A 21,822-nucleotide genomic window follows, 5' to 3' on the forward strand; every position below is an offset into this window, starting at 1 on the left:
GACTGATAGTTTTTGGTATCTCTCACTATTACTAACGACAAGTTAATGTCTTCAAAACTAGGGTGTTGTACTTGAGTCCAAGCAATAGAAATGCTCTTGAGAATCTTTCTCTGAGAATCGAGCACAATCTTTTTACTTCTAGCTTTAAAAGAGCGAGCTAGAAGATGGGTTTGCTTTTTACCTTTAGTTGAGTGTATAAGTAAATGATTCTTCTTCCATCGGACTAGGAAATCTTGTTCGAAGTTCGTAAACCACTCGATGGTCCACTCATTAGCGTAACCACGGTCAAGCACATGTAGGATGCCTTTTCCTACTTGTGCTTGTAGTTTTTCTAGCATCCGAAACATAATGTTTCGACCATATTCCTTGTATTTACCTCTGGTAGTCCACCAACTCATCTGACATACACTTACAGACTCACCCAAAGCTGAGAGCAACGTACTTGTCCAATGATAACCAGGAACACAAATACGTTTATTAGGAGGAGAATAGTATCCTTTTTTTATCCGTGTTAGTCGTTTTGCCTTTGAGCTTTCTACACTACAAAGCCCTTCCAAAAACCAAGATTCAGCCTTTTCTAGCCGACTATCATCCCAAAGCATTAGCGGACGTTTTCCCTGTTTTACTAACGATTCAAGCCTTTTTCGAGTTTGACTAAAGAGAAAATTATCAATGATAGTAGATGTCCATTTTTTGGAGCGTAACAGATTACTGATGCGCTTTGTCCCAGCGGGAGCATGTGAAAAACCGCAAATATAGCCACCTAACTCACTAAGCAATAAGCCCATAGAGTTGTGTCGATGCAATAAAATGGCAACTATTAAATCGTAAAAAGTACGAACTAAACGCTTATCCAGAACAGAATCTAACGATAACTGGACGTCAGCAAGATAAAGATCAAGTTTATGAAGAAGTAAATGAGAGAGTCTTGACTTACTCGATTTTATGTCATTATTTTGTAGAAATGCTTTATGCATAGAAACCTCCTGTTTGTTTGTGTTTGTCGTAATTCACAAAGTAAACAAGGAGGTTTCGTTTTTAAAAGTCTTCACGAAAAATTCGGGATGACTCATGTTTTAATGAAATTTATAGAATCATCCAAACTTTAACAATCGGTTTGAAACATATCTAGCCGCAAGGCATTCCGTCTCTACTGGCGAATCACTTAATTGAGAAATTTATTTCTCTTCAAGTAGTTGTATCAACTCTCCTAAAGTTCGTGGATCGCTAGGACGTTTGGCGTTTTCGTAGACTATTTCTCCTTTTTTATTAATAATCAAATACCTTGGAATCGCTTGCAATTTAAAGCGTTTGGCAGCTTCAGAGTACCATCCTCCTTTTGAAAACAAATTAAGTCCATCCATCAAAACATGCTTCTCTACCCCTTTTTTCCATAATTCCTCTGTATCGTCCACCGAGATATACAAAAACGCAATGTCCTTCTGGAATTTACTCGGAATAGATTGCATGAGTTTTTTGGAATAAGGAAACTCCTCAATACATGGCTTACACCAAGTTGCCCAAAAATCTATGTACAATATTTTACCTTTCAAACTCGACAAAGAAACACTGTCTCCTTTCAGATTTACAGCTCTAAATGAACCATCTTTTGCTTCTAGTACTTTCGCTATTTCGGCGTCTTTTGCTCCTAAAACCACACCGCATTTTTCTTTAATTACTTTTGACCACGCATCTGCAGTAGATGAGACCGACAGCGCAGCAAAAGTATTACGAGCCACCGAAGGCAAAACCTTATCACAATTGTTATAGAGCAAATACGCCAAATAATACTGATAACTTAGCAATGGCAAATGTTCTCTAGCAAAATTATGCTTATCGGCCATTGACTTACTTTGATCTTTGTACTTTTCAAAATCATGTGCTCTTGAGTTGAAATAGGTAACATAATAACTCAAAAAGCTTCGATATGAGTCCGAAAGTAAAGCATCATCTTGCATTTTTTTGGTATCCAAATCTGCGACTAAAGTATTTGGCAAAGCCATTACCTTAGTAAGAGCGGTATTAGTATTTCCTTTAACAATCGGGTATGCCAACAGGTAATTCCAATAATTCCAGCGGATTTGGTTTTCAATATATTGCTTAAACTTGGGTGAAAACTTCTCTAATCCCGTTGCTTTTTTGTAGAAATCTGACTGAGCTTTTTTAGCATCAAATAAGGTCATCTCCCATGAGTCTATTGGGATTTCGGCCATTTGAGCAAATACTTTTGTGGCATTAAAGTTATCAGCAAATTTTTCATTGAACTGCTGCAAAAAGGTATTCTCAGCATTCATTGAACCTTCAATCTGAAGTGATTTTGGCCAATCTTTTCCATCAATTTTAACTTTCACTTGATTGCCTCTTTCCAAATACAAATGAAAAACCTTTCCTCTAAAGCTCAGATCCACAATTCCTTCGTCGGCTATACCAAATTGGATAGCATCAGATATGCCAGAAGCAGCAACAAAAAAGTCTTTTCGCACCTTTGCCCCAAGGAAAAGTGGGTCATACGAAAGATATAAGGTATCTTTTCCCGTATTTGTGAGTTCGAGAGATACAACAGATTGCTGAGCCCTAGTACCAAGCGAACAACACAAGAGGATTAAAACACTCAGGATTTTTTTCATAATAAACAGTATAAGTGAGAGTTATGAATTGCGAATGCACTCACAATTCTGCATGAACATTTGTTACCACACAATTGGCTGTTGTCCTCTGCTAACTAAGTAGGTATTTGTCTGCGAAAAATGCTTATTCCCAAACCACCCACCTTGATTGGCTGACATAGGCGAAGGGTGCTTGCATTTTAATACCAAATGCTTTTTAGTATCTATCACAGCGCCTTTATCTTGGGCATATTTTCCCCAAAGTAAAAATACAACGCCTTCTTTCTCATCAGATAAACATTTGATTACGGCATCGGTAAACTGTTCCCAACCCTTTTTTTGATGCGAGCCTGCGCTATTGGCACGAACCGTAAGAGTAGCATTCAAAAGTAAAACTCCTTGAGTTGCCCAGCGCTCTAAATTCCCTGAAGCAGGCATTTCTGTGCCTAGATCTTCTTTAATTTCTTTAAAAATATTGATTAAAGAAGGCGGAAAAGCTACTCCATCATTGACAGAAAAAGATAATCCCATCGCTTGATTGATTCCATGATAAGGATCCTGTCCTAAAATAACTACTTTTGTTTGGTCAAAAGGGCATTTATCAAAGGCATTGAAAATTAGTTTCCCAGGAGGATATATCTTTTGAGATTGGTATTCTTCTTTTATAAATGACACTAATTGTGTAAAATAAGGCTTTTCGAACTCGCCTGCAAGTCTGGTCTTCCACGAAGACTCTATTTTTACATCCATACGTTTCTTGGTGTTTTTACAGAAAGTATTTAATTTTTATAAAAATTGATATGTGCTTTTTTAACAAAACTACACATTTTCACATTTTGAAACCTAACTTTGTATTTGTTAAAACAGTTGTAACATCGGAATTATATTTATTTTTACGCTGTTAATGGATAAAGAATTTTTGCACCACTCGTACATTCATCATACCCAAATTATTAAAAACATGGTCTCGGCAATTACACATGGCATTAAAGTAACTGTAGAAACAGAGTATCAACCACAATACTCTAATCCATCTCATGCCCATTTTGTTTTTTCTTATCGTATAAAAATAGAAAACGAAAGCGAATATACAGTCAAACTACTTCATCGCCATTGGATAATTGTAGATGCCAACGGGCTAGAGCGACAAGTGTCGGGTGAAGGCGTAGTGGGGCAACAGCCGATTATCGAGCCCGGACAATCACATGAGTATTCGAGCGGTTGTAATTTTAATACCTCTATCGGAAAAATGAAGGGTAGTTATACCATGGAGCGTGTATTTGATGGAAAAAAGTTTAATGTTGCCGTTCCTGACTTTACGATGACTGTGCCTTATCGTTTGAATTAATTATTGACTATTTTGATTTTATCATATCTAAAATACCTTCTAAAAGCAGGTGATGAACATTCGGTTCATTCGCCATTTGTATTTGATTTATATTATCGTGCCATCAAATCTCGTGATGGTCGTTATTTGCAGTTAGTCCGTGTTGAGCCTCCCGACGCCAATGCTCCCAAGCGCATTCAAAACAATCCAGAACATATCCAGTCGATTGAATCCCTCCGTGAAACACTAAAATCAGATTCAAGAACCATTGAAATCACAGAATTGGGTGCGGGCTCGAAAATTCATGCTGGCAATCAACGTAAAATATCAGACTTAAGTAATACTGCCCAAAAGCCTCCCAAATATGCTCAGCTTTTAGCTCGATTGGTCGCCTACTTTCAGCCAACTACAATCTTAGATTTGGGCACTTCGCTCGGGTTAACCACCGCTTATATGGCATTGAGCGGTCAAAATGCGAAGGTATATAGTTTTGAGGGATGTCCACAAACAGCTGCGATTGCCCAAGAAAATCTTGAGAAACTTCAAATCAGAAACGTTTCTATCATCGAAGGAAATATCGATCATACACTTCAAGAAATAGTCGATAAACTTGGGTCATTGGATTTTATTTTTGTAGATGCCAACCATCGAAAAGCTCCTACCCTTTCCTATTTTGAAATTTGTTTGCCCAAAGTTCATGAAAATTCCATCATGATTTTTGATGATATTTACTGGTCTAAAGAAATGACAGAAGCTTGGGAACAAATCAAGCAACATCCTAGCGTTGGCATAAGCATTGACTTATTTCAATTTGGCATCGTACTTTTTAGAAAAACACAAGCCAAACAGCATTTTGTATTGAAATAGACAGTAGAACGTGTTGAATAGATAGTTTGCAAAGGCTGGCAAAAATCTGCTATTTCGGATGGCGGATATTGGATTGCGGAGGTATAACATTTTATAAAATTCTTCAATATTTCCGAAATCAGAAATCCCAAATCTACAATTGATTGTATTTTACTTTTCGAAAGAAATATAGTCCGATTAGAATAATAATTACTTCAAAAATCACAAGCGCTCGAATAATGCCTAAGGCATCTGACAAATAGCCTAGGAAAATAGCAGGGATTCCAAACCCGATGTAACCTACAAACATGAATCCGGAAACGGCTCTTGCTCGTTGTTCGCCGCCAATATTAGCAATAATAGCCAATCCTCCCAGATACGAAAATCCATAGGCAGCCATGCCAATTACAGAAGCTCCCAACAAAATAATAGACAAATACGATAAATAGCATCCTAAAATTACCAACCCAAAACCGACGGGAATTAGAAGATAGCCAATTTGCACAGATCTCTTAGGGTTGTGATTTCTGATAAATGGTTGCAGGAAAGCTCCTGTCCAATTGACTAGAACCAAGCAAAAACCAGCGTAGGTAGTAAGACCAATCAACGCCAACTGTCCGGGGATAATAGCAATCACAATACCTGTTACAGCCCAGCAGACGCCAATCCCTACATTTACAGGAAGTGAATTTTCTGGGAAATAAGGCAAGCGCATTACTTTTCCTCCCAAAGGTTTCAAATCTGGCAGAAAGAGCATCAAGCATAAACCAATAAGGGTTAAGCCAATCAAAATAGGATAACTAAGAGGCACTAGGGTAAATTCATGTATAACAAGCAAGGTAGTCGTGAGGGCTCCTCCACTAAAACCTATCGCTGTAGAAAATGACGCTATATTGGCCGCCTGTGTTGCTGGGTGTTCCTCTTGATTCAGAATCAATATTTCGGTCAAATAGGCTGTTCCTGTACCCATGCTCAAGCCAAGAGCTATTCCTTGACAAAAACGAGCTATAATCAAAGTATATATCTCTGGACTAAGCGTAATTACGGTGGTAGAAATCAATGAAAATAATACACTCAATAGCATGATTTTTTTTCGACCTATCTTATCAGAAATACCTCCTAAAAAAATATAGCAAGGCAGCATTCCTACTATGTAAGAAGCCAATACCAAGGCCGTTTGTCCATTATTTAGCCCCTCATTCTGGGCATAAACCCTAAATAATGGCATCGAAACATTCACTGCAAGGGTAACTAATAGCAACGCATATGCAATAATGTATTTTGCATTTTTTTTCATTTTTCAGGATATACGAAAAATTTTGTACATGATTTAAGAAAATTATCAAAAATCATGAAAATTATTTTAAAAACTCGTAATTTAGCATACATACCCATCCATAAAACCATTGAACATTTCTACTTTTTAGAAACATCTATTTATTTGATTTTCTTGAAAATAATATTTTGTAGATGTTATGTAAAATCACAGCATTTCTCGGAATAACAATCCTTGATGTTTTCACATCTTTATACGTTTCTCAAGCACCTCATTGGTTTGGGGTGAAAAGTATTTCGGCATAAATATTTGTATATACATTTAATTTGAATACTTTCATTGTTGAAATTCAATAAAATTGTGAGTAAAAACATAGAAATTGTAAAAGTTCACAAGAAGATGCACGATTTTTGCTTGTTGTTTTCTCAAAGACTATTGCCAAATTATTGAAACCCTTTAATCAACAAATATATTCTGATTTTTCAACCAGAAGCATTTTCTCTATGCGCTCTTCATACGAGAAATCAAAAGGGAACTCTTCATTCGTCAATAATCTCTGAGTATGCAGTATTGTAAGGCTGACGCCCAAATCCTTAATTTGAAACCCATAAAAACAAACGCTCGTCAACCATACATACCTACCAAATTACCATGATTTCATTTTGAAGAAATATAGCTAAGCTTGGACAAAGTTCAGGAAAAGAAGTGGCTAATACTTGATATTATTTGCTAAATCTGTCATAGTCCTATCAGTGGTTTTTCCTACATGATATAGATTAGAAGCATTAAGCAAAGTATTCGTTTTTACTTCAAAAGTCTTAAGACTTGCATTATTTTGAATACTAATCAAATAGAGATTACTAACCATACTTTAACGTCATTATATTTTATCTATTTATGAAAAATATAGTTTTTATCAATTTTCGTGGAAAAGTGAAAGCTGGCTCTGGCTAAAATCACTTCCATGTTCAGAACACTAACCCCTAATACACAATTACCTCGTTCTGATACTCGAAACATTACCAATGCGCATTTCGTGCCAATTTATCATTCTAACCGCCGAATGGGAGACTTTGCACTTTGACTATTATTAAACTGCTTAGGTAATCACACCCCCAAAGCCAACTTTCAAATTTATTATTCAACGGAAGGTAACTGCATGGTGCGTTTTGAAATTATAGCTAAATAAATGAATCCTAACGAAATAGAGCTACTAAAAACGGAACTTGAGCGTGAAAGAGCCGCTCGTATTCAAGCTGAAACAATCTTGGACGAAAAGGCTATGGAGTTGTTTGAGTCAAATCAAAATCTGATTCGACTTAATCAGAACTTAGAAGCACAAATCAACGAAAAAGTTGCTGAGCTCAGTAAAAGTGAAATCCGTTACAAACAACTTATTGAATCTGTTCAAGATATTATATATAAAATTTCACCTGATGGATATTTTACCTTTGTCAACCCTACTATTGAACAAAGACTCGGATATCAGGAATGTGAAATTATAGGGCGTCATTTTACAGAATTAGTGCTTCCTGAATACCGAGAATCACTCGTTAATTTTTATTACGAGATGATTGCCACCAAACAGGAAAGCACTTACAATGAGTTTCCAGTATTTCATAAAGATGGACATATTATCTGGATTGGTCAGACGGTCAGATTGATGCTGGAAAACGAAGAAATCAACGAACTGGTGGCTGTTGCTCGAGATATTACCGATCGTAAGTCAACAGAAGAGATTCTTAAAAGTACCCAAATTCGTCTCTCCACTCTGATTTCAAATATGCAATCAGGTATTTTGGTAGAAGATGAAAGCAGACACATTATTTTAGTAAACCAGTTCTTGTGTGATACGCTTGGCTTCAACAGCGCCCCCGAATCACTTGTTGGAATTGACTGTGAAAGTGCTTTGCATGAGCTTAAAAACTATTTTAGTGAGCCAGAGGAATTTGCGAGTCGTGTCAACACTTTGGTTGCAGAACAAAAATTAGTAGTCAACGAAAAGGTTAGAACAGCCGACGGAAGAATTTTAGAGCGAGACTACATTCCTATATTCATCGATGACCATTATACAGGGCATCTTTGGAGATATAATGATGTGACAGAAAACTTCAATACTCAAGAAACCATTCGTAAGAGCGAGGAAAAGTATCGTGGTATTATGAATAACATGGAATTGGGGCTATTGGAGGTGGATAACGATCAAACCATCATACGAGCTTATGATAAGTTCTGTAAAATGGTAGGATATACCGAAGCTGAGTTGTTAGGGAAAAATGCGATGGAGCTATTTCTTCCTAAAGAATTCATCACGATTATTGAAGAACAACAGAATCTTCGAAAAATTGGTGGCAGTAGTTCTTATGAATTACCGATTCTTAAAAAGGATGGCGAAATCCTTTGGACGCTCATTAGTGGTGCTCCGATTATCGACGAGCATGGAGTAACAGTGGGTTCTATCGGTATCCACTATGACCTTACTGAGCGCAAAACGCTTGAACAGGAATTGAGTTTGGCAAAACAAATTGCTGAGGATGCCCGTCAAGCTGAGAAGCAGTTCTTGGCCAATATGAGTCACGAAATTCGTACGCCTTTGAATGCTATCATTGGTATGGCTCACTTGCTGTTTGATACGCATCCTACCAATCAACAAGTGGAATACCTTGAGATTTTGAGAAGTTCAGCAGATTTCTTGCATAGTCTTATTTCTGACTTGTTGGATATGGCAAAAATTGAAGCAGGTAAAATTGAGGTCAACCATAAGGAGTTTGATCTTGTGGGCTTGCTCAAAACAGTTCAGAAAGTATTTGAAATCAAAATTGGGAATCGTCCGCTCGATGTCAACGTCATGATTGACTCAAAGATTCACGGTGCCTACGTCGGGGATGATTTATTACTCAATCAGATTCTTTTAAATATCATCGGAAACGCTGAGAAATTTACGGAAAAAGGTGAAATCAATATTACCGTTCGACAGCTAAAAGAAATCGCCAAAGACGAAGTATTATTGGAGTTCCAGATTGCAGATACGGGCATTGGTATTTCTCCAGAAAAGTTAGAATTGATTTTCCAAAAGTTCAAACAAATCAATCAGCAAGGTCATAAGCACAAAGGAACTGGCTTGGGCTTGGCAATTACCAAGGAGCTCATCGAGCTTCAAGGTGGCGAAATTCACGCTACCAGTGTAGAAGGAAAAGGTACTACCTTTATTTTCTCGTTACCTTACAAAAGAAGCGACAATATTATTATTACCGCTCCAGCACCAAGTAGTAAGCTTTCAGAAACTAAAGATTTTGAAAATGGACACATCTTGGTCGTTGAAGATAATTTGATGAATCAAAAGTATATTTCAAGTCTATTAAACAAATGGAATCGTCAATTTACAGTGGTTTCTGATGGACGACAAGCGGTAGAACAAATTCATAAACATAAGTTTGATATTATTTTCATGGATCTTCAGATGCCACATATGGACGGATATGAAGCCACCATTGCCATTAGAAGTACCCAAACACCCAATCAACATATACCTATTGTTGCCCTAACGGCGTCGGCTATGCTCGACCAAAAAGTAAAGGCAATGGCAGTAGGTATGAGTGATTTTCTACCTAAGCCGTTTGCACCGAATCAATTATTTGAAATGCTACAAAAATATAGAAAACTATCTAATGAAGAAGCTGATGATGATTTTGAAGAAATTATCCCAGTAGTTTCAAATACCGAACCCCAAACACAACAAACAGCCACCGTGGAAAACCCTATTGACTACGAGCGATTAGATGAAATGTATGAGGGAGATGTCGAATATCAAGCAGATATGTTTGATACCTTTTTATCAGATGTTTATCCCGAATTCAAAGATTTGGCGCCACTCGTGGAGCAACAAAATTTTCCAGAATTGAAAAAATTGGCTCATAAGCTCAAACCAACTTTAGGTATGGTAGGGTTAACTCAGCTCGAAAAACAACTTGTGGAAGTTGAGCGCCGAGCATTGGACAAACCCGAATATTACGACCTAAAAGCTAGGGTAGATCAATTGCTTAAGGCGTTGAACCAAATTCATCCAATTTTAGAAAACGAATTGCAACGCTTACAAAACCTCCAATAAAATGAAGTTACGATGTATCATTGTTGATGATGAAATCATGGCCAGGAAATCCCTGCAAAAGCTATGTGAACAACATAGTGCGTTGGAGTTGGTGGCCATTTGTGAAAACGTCCAACAAGCTCTTAAAGTACTGGAACAAAACGAAATTGATTTGATATGGCTAGATGTTGAAATGCCTGAGATGACAGGATTTGATTTGTTAGAAAAAATCACGACAACAACCACACAAGTGATTTTGACAACCTCAAAAATTGAATATGCCTACGATGCCTTTCAATATCAAGTGACCGATTATCTGAAAAAACCCATTACTGGTCCTAGATTTAATCTTGCTGTAGAAAAAGTCTTAGATTTACGACAGAAAAAAGATAGCCCACTGCAACAGCATAACGAGATTTATATCAAGCATGAAGGTCGTTATATTAGGTTACCCTATTCAGATATTCAGTTTGTAGAAAATATAGGTGATTATGTGAAAATATATACGAGCAAGCAAGCTTACATTATTCACACCACGATGAAGTCACTGGAAGAGAAATTAGGAAAGCAATTTTTACGAGTCCATCGTTCGTTTATTGTACACCTTGATAAAATCGTAGATATTGAAGAAAACAATTTAGTCATTGCCAACAAAGTAATTCCAATAAGCCGAGCGAATAAATCAGAATTGATGAATCGACTTAATATGTTATAAAAGTACAATGCCTCAGATTAAAACTCCTTCTTCAAAGATATAAAAAGTGGTAAGTTTTCGTAACGAAAACTTACCACTTTCATTTTATACAAACTCATCAATATCAAGAACCGCGATGGCTATATTTTCCAATTTTTTGGAATAACTCTTTCGGATTAAATGGCTTGGTTACATAATCATTCATACCTACTTCAAAAGCTCTATCTTGATTATTGAGCGTAGCTGAAGCCGTTAATGCGATAATAGGTATTTTTTGATTGAGTTCACGAATGCGTAATGTAGCTGTATAGCCATCCATTTCAGGCATCAACAAGTCCATCAGAATGACATCGTAATTACCATTCTTATATTTTTCGACAGCGATGAGACCATTCTCTGCAACATCAAAATCAATTTCCCAACGACTTAGGAATTTAGTCGCTACTTTTACGTTTACTGGGTAATCCTCCACTAATAGAACCTTCACTCCTTTCAAACTAACCTCGTTAATACTTTCGGCAACAGGGGTTGGAATGGTTTTGATACCATTGCCAATTTTTAGTTTTAAGGTAAAATAAAACTTAGCCCCTTTTCCCTCTTCACTCTGTAATTGAATCTTACTACCATGAAGCTCTAACAATTTTTTGGTAATTACTAAGCCCAAGCCTGTACCACCAAACTTACGGGTGGTTTCAGAATTTGCCTGAGTGAATTGCTCAAAAATCAGTTCTTGTTTATCTAAAGGAATACCAATACCAGAGTCTTTTACTGATACATAAATCTGGGCTTCCTCTTCAGTTTTGCTCACTAACGAAATTTCTAAAGAAATACTTCCATTAATCGTAAACTTAACCGCATTAGAAACCAAATTGGATAAAATTTGTCCTAAGCGAAGCGGGTCTCCAATCAATGAATCAGGGATATCATCATCTACCATCAGGCGAATTCTATTTCCCTTTTCTTCAGCTTTTACCTGATTGGCTCTTTTGATATTAGATACTAATTGTTTGAAATCGAACGGAGTGGCTTCCAAATCAACTTTTCCTGCTTCAATTTTACTAAAATCAAGAATATCGTTGATAAGTACATGTAGATTATCTGTAGAAAACTGTAATGTCTTGAGGTTATCTGCCATCGTTGGCGAACACTCCTCTTGTTGCATCAGGTAGGTCATACCTACAATAGCATTGAGTGGCGTTCTGATTTCGTGGCTCATCATTGACAAAAACTCTGACTTGGCTTGTGTAGCTTTTTCGGCAGCGTCTTTTGCTTGACGAAGCTCAGTTTCCATCTTTTTACGATTGTCGATTTGCTTTTGTAGGTAGTCTACCAAAAGCAACAAATTATCAGCATCGAACGAAGGTAAAGAGCTATCTGTTTCAAGCGAATGAATCGCCTCAATCAATTTCTCGATAGAGCGTTTTCGTTGACCTATTTCATCTTTAAGTCGAATATTTATCTCAGCGTATTCTTTTTCATTGAGAGACGAAGAATGTTCAAAAAGTTCTTTATCTCTGTCAAAGTTCACGTAGGAGTCACTAACTACTTTCAAAAATTTCACCACATCCTCTCTTCCTTGCGACTCTGTATTTAGAAAGCGATTTACTTGTTTTGAAAGAAGTTTATGTAATTGATCGTTTTGCATATAAATCAAATCTCTGTAAATGTCGTAATAGTCATGGTTTGATTATGAAGGTCACATTTAGCTTCGGCCATCAAAGGAGATATTTCTCCGTAAGAGTAGAACCCCGTAATAAATGTATCTGGTCCAAATACTTCGCGTGCGGCCTCTACCTCTTCTTCGGTACGGTATCCCAATACGAGTCTTCTTCCAACGCAACTAATTAAAATTGCTAATTCTGGCTTGAATGATAAGGATTGTAGCGCATTTTCGGCAGCCTCTGATGAAGCATCAAGTAAATTATCAAAGTTGGCTTTCATAAAGCGAATAAGTGCTCCTTTGGGGATTTCACCTGCAAAAGTCATACTTTGTTGTTTTTCATCAATAGAAAGAATCGTTCTTACAACTGGAGCAGCATCCGCATCAACACGCATCGACAATGGGAATAACAAGGCAGCTCCCGGTAAATCTTTGGCGTATTTTCCGAGATACTCTTTGTATAGTTCTAAGGCAGGTTTATCACCAATCGTGTATAACACATTATACTGCGACTTGGTGATTTCTCTTTCTGGTCCAAAAACATCCCAGCCTCCCATTGTACCGTGACCGATTCTTAACTTATTTCCGTAAAAACCAATCCCTATTATTTTTCCTTCTGTAGGCTCTGAATTGAGTCCAACCAAGGTTTTCTCAAATCTATCATCATCCCCAGCAAGTCCTCCTGTAACAGTCACGTGTGATGCTGTATGTTCGTTTAATGCTCTTACCAAAGCACTTCCGTTTACAATACCACCATCAGAAATAACCATAATATGAACTAAGTCATCAGCTTGAAGCGCCTCTACGATTTGACACGCTGACTGATAACTCTCACTGGTATCTTTAATATTAATTTCGGTCGTTTTAATAATCGTCTCCTCAAATTCGATACCCGTAACAACAATTGTTTGGGTTTCAACACCAGCATCAAAAATCTCTCCAGCTGTTGAATTTATAACAATTTCTGCCTTTGGAAAATTTTCACGAACCTTCGAATAAACATCCATTTGTTCGAAAAGCTTGCGTTCTCCAAAAACCATTACTAATTGTGCTTTTTCTGAAGAGAAACCTTCATCAATTCTTACACTCTCCCAAGTGTCTGATTGGTAGGTACTTTGACAAATTTTCATCGTGTTAGAGAGATTTTATTATGCAGTTATTGAGTTGGCGATGAGCATAATAACACAAGAAATGTTTCAATTGTGTTAGTGTGGTACAATAATGGTTGTAATCAAATAAGCTACCCACAAATCAGTACTATTAATTCTACGCAAACTACTATAATTTTTTAATTTACCCACAACTTAAATGCCAATCTTATCAAATGGTAAAAGTTTCTGCGGTTTTGTTTTATTATAGAAAATAAGAGTGGTTAGGTATTTCGGAAAAACCGAAAATATTATATAAAGTGGTTAGGTTGCTTATCTATATCTATTGTAATCTAATGCTATTGCTAAGAAGGTATTGGCGAATTTGTTAAACATTGATTGAACAAACTTACTTAATCTAAGTGGATTCAACCAAAAATTTCGATAAACTGTAGTTTTTGGGCTTTTTTTGGTAAATGAAGAGCAAATGTATAGGTGTAGAACGTACAAAAAATGATATCATCGTGCACTTAGCCCTTATTTTCCTCCCGGAGGGCAGTATTTTCTTAAATAGTTAGTGTATAAGGTAGAGAGGTGTTTTCCTGTCCCCTCTCCTTCACTAATTCCATGAGAACGGTTTGGATAAGCCATAAATTCAAACTGTTTGTTGTACTTGATTAGCTCATTCAACAGCATCTCGGCATTTTGATAATGTACGTTGTCATCGCCTGTTCCATGAATGTATAATAAATGACCTTGCAAGTTTTTGGCGTGCGTAATTGGCGAACCATTCACAAAATCTTCTCTATTTTCTTGTGGTAATCCCATGTATCTTTCTTGATAGATATTATCGTAAGTCAACTGGTTACCAACTGCGGCTACGGCAATACCCGTTTTGTAAATTTGAGGATATTGGAACAATAGGTTTAGCGTAGTAGAACCTCCACCACTCCATCCCCATACTGCTACACGAGAGCTATCCATATAAGGTCTTTTTAGCAAATAGCTTGCTCCTGCCGCTTGGTCTGCAATATTGATTTGACCAATCTTACGATAAATAGCCTTGCGCCAAGCACGCCCTTTTGGAAGTGGCGTTCCGCGTCCGTCGATAGACACATAGATATATCCATCTTTACCCATATCGCCTTGGTATAAATTGTTACGACCTGTATAATATTCGTCTTTGGTTGTGGCTCCTGCTGGCTCAGTGTACACATAAAACACCACAGGGTATTTTTTGGTAGAGTCAAAATTGGCTGGTTTTACCATCCAAGCGCTTAATTTTACACCTCCATCTATCGGAATATCAAAGAATTCAATTGGGCGTTGCACCAAACGTACTCTTGAAAGTTTAGCTTCAATACCTTCTTTTCCACCCGCCACACTGTGGTCAGGCAGATTAACTACCTCACTCATACGGCTAATTTGGCTTGAATTGAATGAGTGAAAAGCCATTTTTTGATCTGGAGAAATTTCATACGAGTGTGTACCACTTTGTGTCAATGGAGTAATACGTGTACTTTTACCTTGTCCGTCCAATGTCGTACTGAACAAATAACGTTGACGTGGATTATCAGGTGAGGCAGTATAATACATTTTATTATTTTGCTCGCTATAGCTCAAAATATCAATTACATCAAAATCTCCGGGGGTCAATAATTGTTCTTTTCCATCCAAAGTAATTTTATAAGCATGATTCCAACCGTCTTTTTCAGAAATCCACAAAAACGATTTTCCATTGTCTAACCAATCCCAACCAACACTTTCGCCTGAACGGTTATTAAATTCGACCCAAGCTTCGTCTGTTTCTTTATAGATAGCTGTAGTAGTAGCAGTTTGTGCTTCAGCAATAAACAAAGTCGATACATTTTGCTTACGGTTCAATTGTTGAATAATCAACTTATTGGTGTTAGGCACCCATTCCATTTTAGGGATATAGTTGTTATTGGTAGCCCCCGGAAGTTTCATCCATTTAGTTTGTGCTGTTGACAATACTACCACACCTATACGACACGAAGAAGGCGTTTGTCCAGCCTTTGGATATTCAACTGGGACAATTTTTGAATATACCGAATCCGTATTATTAATCATGTAAAAATCTCTAATCGTATTAGCATCTATTTGCCAATAAGCAATCGACTTACTATCTGGACTCCAACGGAAGCCATCTCTGCACGAAAATTCTTCTTCATAAGCCCAATCAAATGTACCATTGATGAGTTTTTTTGTGCCATCCTTGGTCAAAGGAGTGATTTTATGCGTTGTGATGTTTTCAGCGTAAATATTGTTTTTATAAACATAGGCTACAGATTTACTATCTGGTGAAATTTTGGCAAACATCAAAGAGGAGGCATCAAATCCTTTTCCTAGTTGTGAAAGTTGGTTGGTTTTGAGGTCTAAAATCCAGTAATCTCCTTTTGTATCATAACGCCATACTCTTTTGGTGTTAGTATAAATAAGGACTTTTTGGTTGTCTTCCGAAAAGCTATAACTACGTACTTTTAGTTCGTCATTGGCACCTTTGGGAATAAGTAAATTTTTGGCAATTATCACATCTTTTTGACCAGTAATAGGATTCACACGAACAATCTGGTTCGCTTCTAAAGTAGTGTAATCACTTCCGCCTTTGTTCCAATTAATAGATTGTTGAGCCGTGGCAGGAAAAAGAAGACATAGGAGTGCAAGCGCACTCAATAATCGATGAAGTTGTTTCATAAATTTAGTTTTTATTTTGAAAGGGTGAATTTCTTACAAATATTGGAAGGAAAAAATGAATTTATGATAATTGGCTTATGGATTGTATCAAAATCCTTTACTCTAGCCATAAAACAAAAGAGGTTATCCTTTCGAATAACCTCTTTTGAGTAAATTGTGATACTAATTATGGGTTAGGAACACAGTCTTTATTAACGTTAATCTCTGTCTGAGGAATTGGCCAAATGTACACTGGCGAAGTTGTTGGAATCGCTACAACAGTAGGCTTAGCAGGAAGAGCTAACATATTGCGTTGTAGATCAATCGAACGGAAACCTTCTCCCAAGAATTCGATATTTCTTTCAGTCAAGATTGCACTTACCAATGCAGTACCTGTTGCAAAATCAGCAGCAGCATAAGCAGTAGTAGAACGACCACGAACTGCGTTCAATAATGTCAATGCCGAAGCATCAACAGCAGATCCAGCCAAACGAGCTTTTGCTTCAGCCAAATTCAACAATACCTCTGAGTAACGAATTACTGGAACGAAATCTTTGTGAACTGGGCCTGTAGGGAATTTTAGCAAACGGATACGACCACCATCACCGGCGATATCATTTTTAACAAAGTTAGTTCTACGAGCATCTGTTGCCAAAAATGCAGGGTTAGCAACCACTCCTGCAGGATTCAAAGCATAGTCGCCAATACCAGTTACAGGAACGTAGTAACTGTGTAAACCATTCTGAGTACCAGGAAGGTCATTGTCACCCATTGGGAATGAGAACACAGACTCTACAGTTGTATATGGAGCAGCAAAAACAGAGGCAACATTTGCTTGAAGCGCATTTGCAACACCAGTTGAAGCTCTAAAAGGAGCAGCTGCCGAAACAATTTTATTAGCTTCTGTCACTACATCACTCCATCTGCTCATTAGCAAGTACATACGAGTTTTTAGAGCAATAGCGGTGTTTTTGTGAGCACGAGTTGTATTCAACAATGCTGATGAATATGAAGCTGGCAAATTTTGTTCTGCAAAATTCAAATCATCTAAGATTTGAGCATATACCTCAGCTACAGTACTTCTTTTCAAATTGTTGTTACCACTACCTACCTCTCCTTTCAAACGCAAAGGTACACCAAGACTAGCACCCGCATCCTTGTTGAAAGGTTGTGCATAAGTATTTACCAAAGCGAAGTAAATCAACGCTCTCAAAAAACGAGCTTCTGCTTTATATTGAGAAACTGTTGCTGCATCTACTACATTTGGGTTCTTGTCTAAGCCTTCAATAAACAAGTTTGCACGGTTTATAGCAAGATAAGCAGCATTCCACATGTTAGTTGGCTCATTTGAAGACGAGTTGTTAGTGTGGTTCCAAGTTTGCAACCCTGTAACACCATTTGATGTAATATTCGACCAGTTTTCACCACGAATCTCGTTATAAATCAAATAACGACCACCAAACAACTGACCAGATTTAGCACTTGAATATAATCCATATACCTGAGCTAAGATACGGTCGGGAGTCGAAAATGCCTGTAAGTCAGACAATGATGTAATTGGAGTTGGTTCGAGCAATTCTTTTTCAGTACAAGAAACCGTTACCGTCAACATCATGAGAGCAGCCACAGATACTTTTAGTGTCTTCCCTGCATTTTTAAAAGCTACGTTTATATATTTTTTCATCGTATAATCAATTTAAAATTAGAAATTAACCGAAAGACCTACTGTGTAAGTACGCGCTTGTGGCGTAGAGTTACGGTCAACACCTGGAGCAATGTTAGAGCCACGGTTTGTTGAGATTTCAGGGTCAGCACCAGTATAGCCAGTAATCAAGAATGCATTTTGTACTTGAGCATACAATCTTGCACTAGAGATTTTAGCCTTTTCTAACAAACCTTTCTTGAATGTATAACCTAAAGAGATGTTACGCATACGAATAAAGTCTCCTTTTTCTACGTTTTCAGAAATAGGGTTTGCAGAACCGTTAGAGATGTTATCACCAAATACTAAACGTGGGATGTTAGTAACATCGCCAGCTTTTTGCCAACGATTAATGATATCAGTGTGGTTGTTCCATGCACGTTGATCACGCAAACCAGCTTTAGTACCATTATAGATATAGTTACCACCTGAGAATTGCATGAAAATGCCTAAATCAAATTGCTTATACTTGAATGTATTGTCCAAACCACCAAAGAAAGTAGGCATTGCTGTTCCCCATACCTTACGGTCTGACCCTGTAATAGCTGGAGCTACAGCACCATCTCTTACATAAGTCCATCTGGTACTACTGCTTGCTGCATGGTTATATTGTACTTCCTCGCCTTTAGCATTCACAAAAATACGCTGACCGTTAGCAGGGTTAACTCCTCTTGTTTCGATTACGAAAATACTACCAACAGGATAACCTACACGAACAATGTTTGAGCTTTCTAAACCACCCGTTGATGCAATGATATCAGCATTGTTGTTTGCCAACGCTAACACTTCATTAGAGTTTGTAGAGATGTTGAAGTTAGCATTCCAAGTGAAATCTTTTTTCTCCAACACTAAGGCATTCAAAGTAAATTCTAAACCTTTATTCACCATCGAACCAACGTTTGTGTTGATTGAGTTGTTTGGTACACCACGTGAAGGAGCTTGTGGCTCAGCCAAAACTAGGTCTGTAATATTATTTTGGTAGTAGTTCAATTCACCCGTGATACGGTCTTTGAACAAACCATAGCTAATACCTACGTCAACTTTAGTACTTTGCTCCCATCTCAAGTTAGGGTTACCTGCTTGTGCAAATGCCCATGTTGGAGTAGAACCATATAAACCAGAACCAAACAAACTCAAAGAAGCAAAATCACTTACACCCGTATTACCTACACGACCCCAGCTACCACGCAATTTTAATTCATTGATAGTATTGCTGATTGAAGAACCTTTCCAAAAAGCTTCTTCTGATAAACGCCATCCTAATGATGCACCAGGGAAGCTACCCCATTTGTTACCTACTGCATAAGCTGAGTAACCATCACTACGTAGTGTGAATGAAGCTAAGTATTTCTTGTCGAAGTCATAGTTCAAACGACCAAAGTAGGATAACAAGCCATTTTGAGACTGGTAGTTGCTACCTACAACGTTATTCACAAAGCTACCTTGGAATGAAGTAAAGAATGGATCAGAAACGTTTGTACGACCAGCACCCCAACGGTTGATAGTGAATTTTTGCGCTTCTGTACCTACTACTACTGTAAAGCTATTTTTGTCTACGTTGAAATCATACGTCAAATAGTTTTGCCAGTTCCACTGCTTGATATTTGTATATGTGTTATAAGCAGAACCGTTTGTAGTACCAGCTTCACCATGGATTGGGTTCGAGAATTGAATATCTTCAATTTGAGTGTTATCCATACCGTAAGATGTTCTGAACACCAAACCTTTGTACAATTTGAAATCAGCAAAAATATTAGCAATCAAGTGAGCATTCTCTGACGTAAATTTACTCAAATCCAAATCTGGAAGTGGGTTATAATAACCACCAGGACCAACAAGGTTTTTACCTAAACCTAGGTTGTTAGCCGATCTATTGATATTATAAGAACCGTCAGCATTGTAAGGTGCTACGTTTGGAGCCAATACTAATGGCAAACGACCTAAACCACCTGTTGAGAATGCACCAGTAGAACCAGTGTTTGGCGCTTGGTTGAATGAATTAGCGTAAGTAATGTTCGAACCAATTGTGATAAAGTCAGTCAAACGGTGAGACACATTCATACGACCAGTCATACGGCTAAATGTGTTCTTCTTCAACATACCGTTTTGGTCTGTATAACCTACAGAGAAAGAGTATTTTGTATCTTTGTTACCACCATTCAAGCTCAAGTTATGGCTTTGAGAATAACCAGTTTGGTAGATATAGTCGTACCAGTTTGTATTAACCAAGCTACCATCAGCATTGTAAGAAGGGAAGAATTGATCTGCCAATCCTGCATTACGAGAAGCCTCGTTTTTCAAATCCATGAATTGTTGAGCATCCAACATGTTAAATCTTCTGAATGTTTGAGTAGCACCTACCCAAGTATCATAAGACAACTTAGCTTTACCTTCTTTACCTTTTTTCGTAGTAATCAACATTACACCAGCAGCAGCTCTTGAACCGTAGATAGCAGTTGCAGAAGCATCTTTCAAAATTTCAACTGACTCAATATCAGATGGGTTGATATCACCTAGAGGGTTGTTCACTGTGTAACCACCAGCAGATACATCACCAGAGTTGATTGGCATACCGTCAATTACAATCAAAGGTGACGAGCTTTGGTTGATTGAAGATGTACCACGCACACGAATTACTGGAGCGTTGTTCAATACACCGTTTGGCGTTGTGATGTTAACCCCAGAAACACGACCTTGCAAACCTTGGTCAAATGATTGAACTGGCTGACTAGCGATTTCTTTACCAGAAACAGATGTTACAGCACCTGTAATCACTTTCTTACTTTGAGTACCATAACCCATTACTACCACTTCGCTCAACTCAGAAACATCTGATTCTAATTGAACATCAATTACAGAACGGTTACCTACTTTTACAGAAAGTGGTTTAAAACCTACAAAGGTAAATACCAAGGTCTCGTTTGGAGAAGCATTGATGGTATAATTACCATTTCCAGCTGAGGTTGTACCACGAGTAGTACCTTTTACAGATACACTAACTCCTGGAAGATCTGAGCCATTTTCGGCCATTGTGACTTTTCCTGTTATTTTGCTTTGAGCAAAGATTATGCTCGCAGAAAACACTAACAGCATGGTAAGTAGAAGTCTCTTTTTCATGCAATAAAAGGGTTTTACTTGTTGACGTTTTTACCTGACAATTGTTGATTTATATTTATTAAAACTAAATCCAAAAGTAAATAGAGGCGATACTCCTACCACGTTGAAACCAACGAGTAATGAGTGCTACAACAAATGGCGAATGAAGTAGCGTTGCCGATTTTTATGACTTGGGGAATTGATACTAAGGAACAATAAGAACAGGTTAAGGTAATTTTGTTTTGCAAACAAAGACTGGACTTATCTAGGAAATAGTATCAAAACTATCGAGAAGCTTTTGTAACAGTTAAGGTGATACATTAAGCCTACTTTGTAGCATTATCAAAAAGCTCAAAGATTTGTAGTAGCATGATATAGAATTCTATCTTTCATGCATTAAACAGAATATAATTTGTTGATGATTAAAACTGACTTTAGTTTGATTCTGTATGTGTTTGATTTTCTAAACTGAGGTGAAATTATACATTAACAATTAGTTTAACAATTATTTATATGCCACTTATTTAAAATTGTTTTAAAAATACAACAAAAAATTATTTTAATCATATTGTATACTCTATTTTTAGTAGCTGAATATACAATTAACATAAATAAATCGATAATTATTCATCATTTGTCAACGATAAAGGTAGTAAATAACAAAACCCGAAGAGTAAGTAATTATACTTAAACCAAAATATAATTCTACTCAAATCAACAAAACCAATGCTATATTCTTTAAGTAT

13 protein-coding genes are annotated in these 21,822 nt (G+C 37.2%); 4 read left to right on the forward strand and 9 right to left on the reverse strand.

Annotated elements, in window-relative coordinates; translation table 11 throughout:
- The 3 genes from BWI92_RS27145 to ung all read right to left on the reverse strand — a co-directional run.
- Window positions 1–977: hypothetical protein (locus BWI92_RS27145; protein ID WP_176464321.1), on the reverse strand; the 977-nt coding region annotated here is incomplete at its 3' end.
- Between the two features lie 201 nt (window positions 978–1,178).
- Window positions 1,179–2,627 (reverse strand): TlpA disulfide reductase family protein, encoded by a 1,449-nt coding sequence (locus tag BWI92_RS00010; RefSeq protein ID WP_095160080.1) that lies wholly within the window; start codon window positions 2,625–2,627, stop codon window positions 1,179–1,181.
- 63 nt (window positions 2,628–2,690) lie between these two features.
- Complete coding sequence (gene ung, locus BWI92_RS00015) at window positions 2,691–3,356, reverse strand: uracil-DNA glycosylase (protein ID WP_095160081.1); 666 nt, start codon at window positions 3,354–3,356, stop codon at window positions 2,691–2,693.
- A gap of 211 nt (window positions 3,357–3,567) precedes the next feature.
- Between ung and apaG the strand changes: the two genes are divergently transcribed.
- Both apaG and BWI92_RS00025 read left to right on the forward strand, forming a co-directional pair.
- A complete protein-coding gene (gene apaG, locus BWI92_RS00020) occupies window positions 3,568–3,954 on the forward strand; it encodes a Co2+/Mg2+ efflux protein ApaG (protein WP_095160082.1) in 387 nt (128 codons plus the stop codon).
- 12 nt (window positions 3,955–3,966) lie between these two features.
- Window positions 3,967–4,800, forward strand: coding sequence for an O-methyltransferase (locus BWI92_RS00025; protein ID WP_095160146.1), 834 nt, complete (start codon window positions 3,967–3,969; stop codon window positions 4,798–4,800).
- A gap of 133 nt (window positions 4,801–4,933) precedes the next feature.
- On the opposite strand, the gene BWI92_RS00030 is transcribed toward BWI92_RS00025, so the two are convergent.
- Window positions 4,934–6,076 (reverse strand): MFS transporter, encoded by a 1,143-nt coding sequence (locus BWI92_RS00030; protein ID WP_095160083.1) that lies wholly within the window; start codon window positions 6,074–6,076, stop codon window positions 4,934–4,936.
- 1,168 nt (window positions 6,077–7,244) lie between these two features.
- On the opposite strand from BWI92_RS00030, the gene BWI92_RS00035 reads away from it, so the two are divergent.
- Window positions 7,245–10,163 (forward strand): PAS domain S-box protein, encoded by a 2,919-nt coding sequence (locus BWI92_RS00035; RefSeq protein ID WP_095160084.1) that lies wholly within the window; start codon window positions 7,245–7,247, stop codon window positions 10,161–10,163.
- Window position 10,164: 1 nt separating this feature from the next.
- On the forward strand, window positions 10,165–10,857 hold the full coding sequence (locus tag BWI92_RS00040; RefSeq protein WP_095160085.1) for a LytTR family DNA-binding domain-containing protein: 693 nt from the start codon (window positions 10,165–10,167) through the stop codon (window positions 10,855–10,857).
- Between the two features lie 103 nt (window positions 10,858–10,960).
- Here BWI92_RS00040 and BWI92_RS00045 read toward each other — a convergent pair whose 3' ends face one another.
- The 5 genes from BWI92_RS00045 to BWI92_RS00065 form a co-directional block, all read right to left on the reverse strand.
- Window positions 10,961–12,481, reverse strand: coding sequence for an ATP-binding protein (locus tag BWI92_RS00045; protein WP_095160147.1), 1,521 nt, complete (start codon window positions 12,479–12,481; stop codon window positions 10,961–10,963).
- Window positions 12,482–12,486: 5 nt separating this feature from the next.
- A complete protein-coding gene (locus BWI92_RS00050; RefSeq protein ID WP_095160086.1) occupies window positions 12,487–13,626 on the reverse strand; it encodes an FIST signal transduction protein in 1,140 nt (379 codons plus the stop codon).
- A gap of 495 nt (window positions 13,627–14,121) precedes the next feature.
- Complete coding sequence (locus BWI92_RS00055) at window positions 14,122–16,299, reverse strand: DPP IV N-terminal domain-containing protein (protein ID WP_095160087.1); 2,178 nt, start codon at window positions 16,297–16,299, stop codon at window positions 14,122–14,124.
- A gap of 166 nt (window positions 16,300–16,465) precedes the next feature.
- Window positions 16,466–17,962 (reverse strand): RagB/SusD family nutrient uptake outer membrane protein, encoded by a 1,497-nt coding sequence (locus tag BWI92_RS00060; protein ID WP_095160088.1) that lies wholly within the window; start codon window positions 17,960–17,962, stop codon window positions 16,466–16,468.
- Between the two features lie 18 nt (window positions 17,963–17,980).
- Entirely contained in the window at window positions 17,981–21,097 is a 3,117-nt protein-coding gene (locus BWI92_RS00065) for a TonB-dependent receptor (RefSeq protein ID WP_095160089.1), read from the reverse strand.
- Window positions 21,098–21,822 lie beyond the last annotated feature (725 nt).

This window comes from Flectobacillus sp. BAB-3569 (assembly GCF_002270355.1).
GTDB classification, from domain to species: Bacteria; Bacteroidota; Bacteroidia; order Cytophagales; family Spirosomataceae; genus Flectobacillus; species Flectobacillus roseus.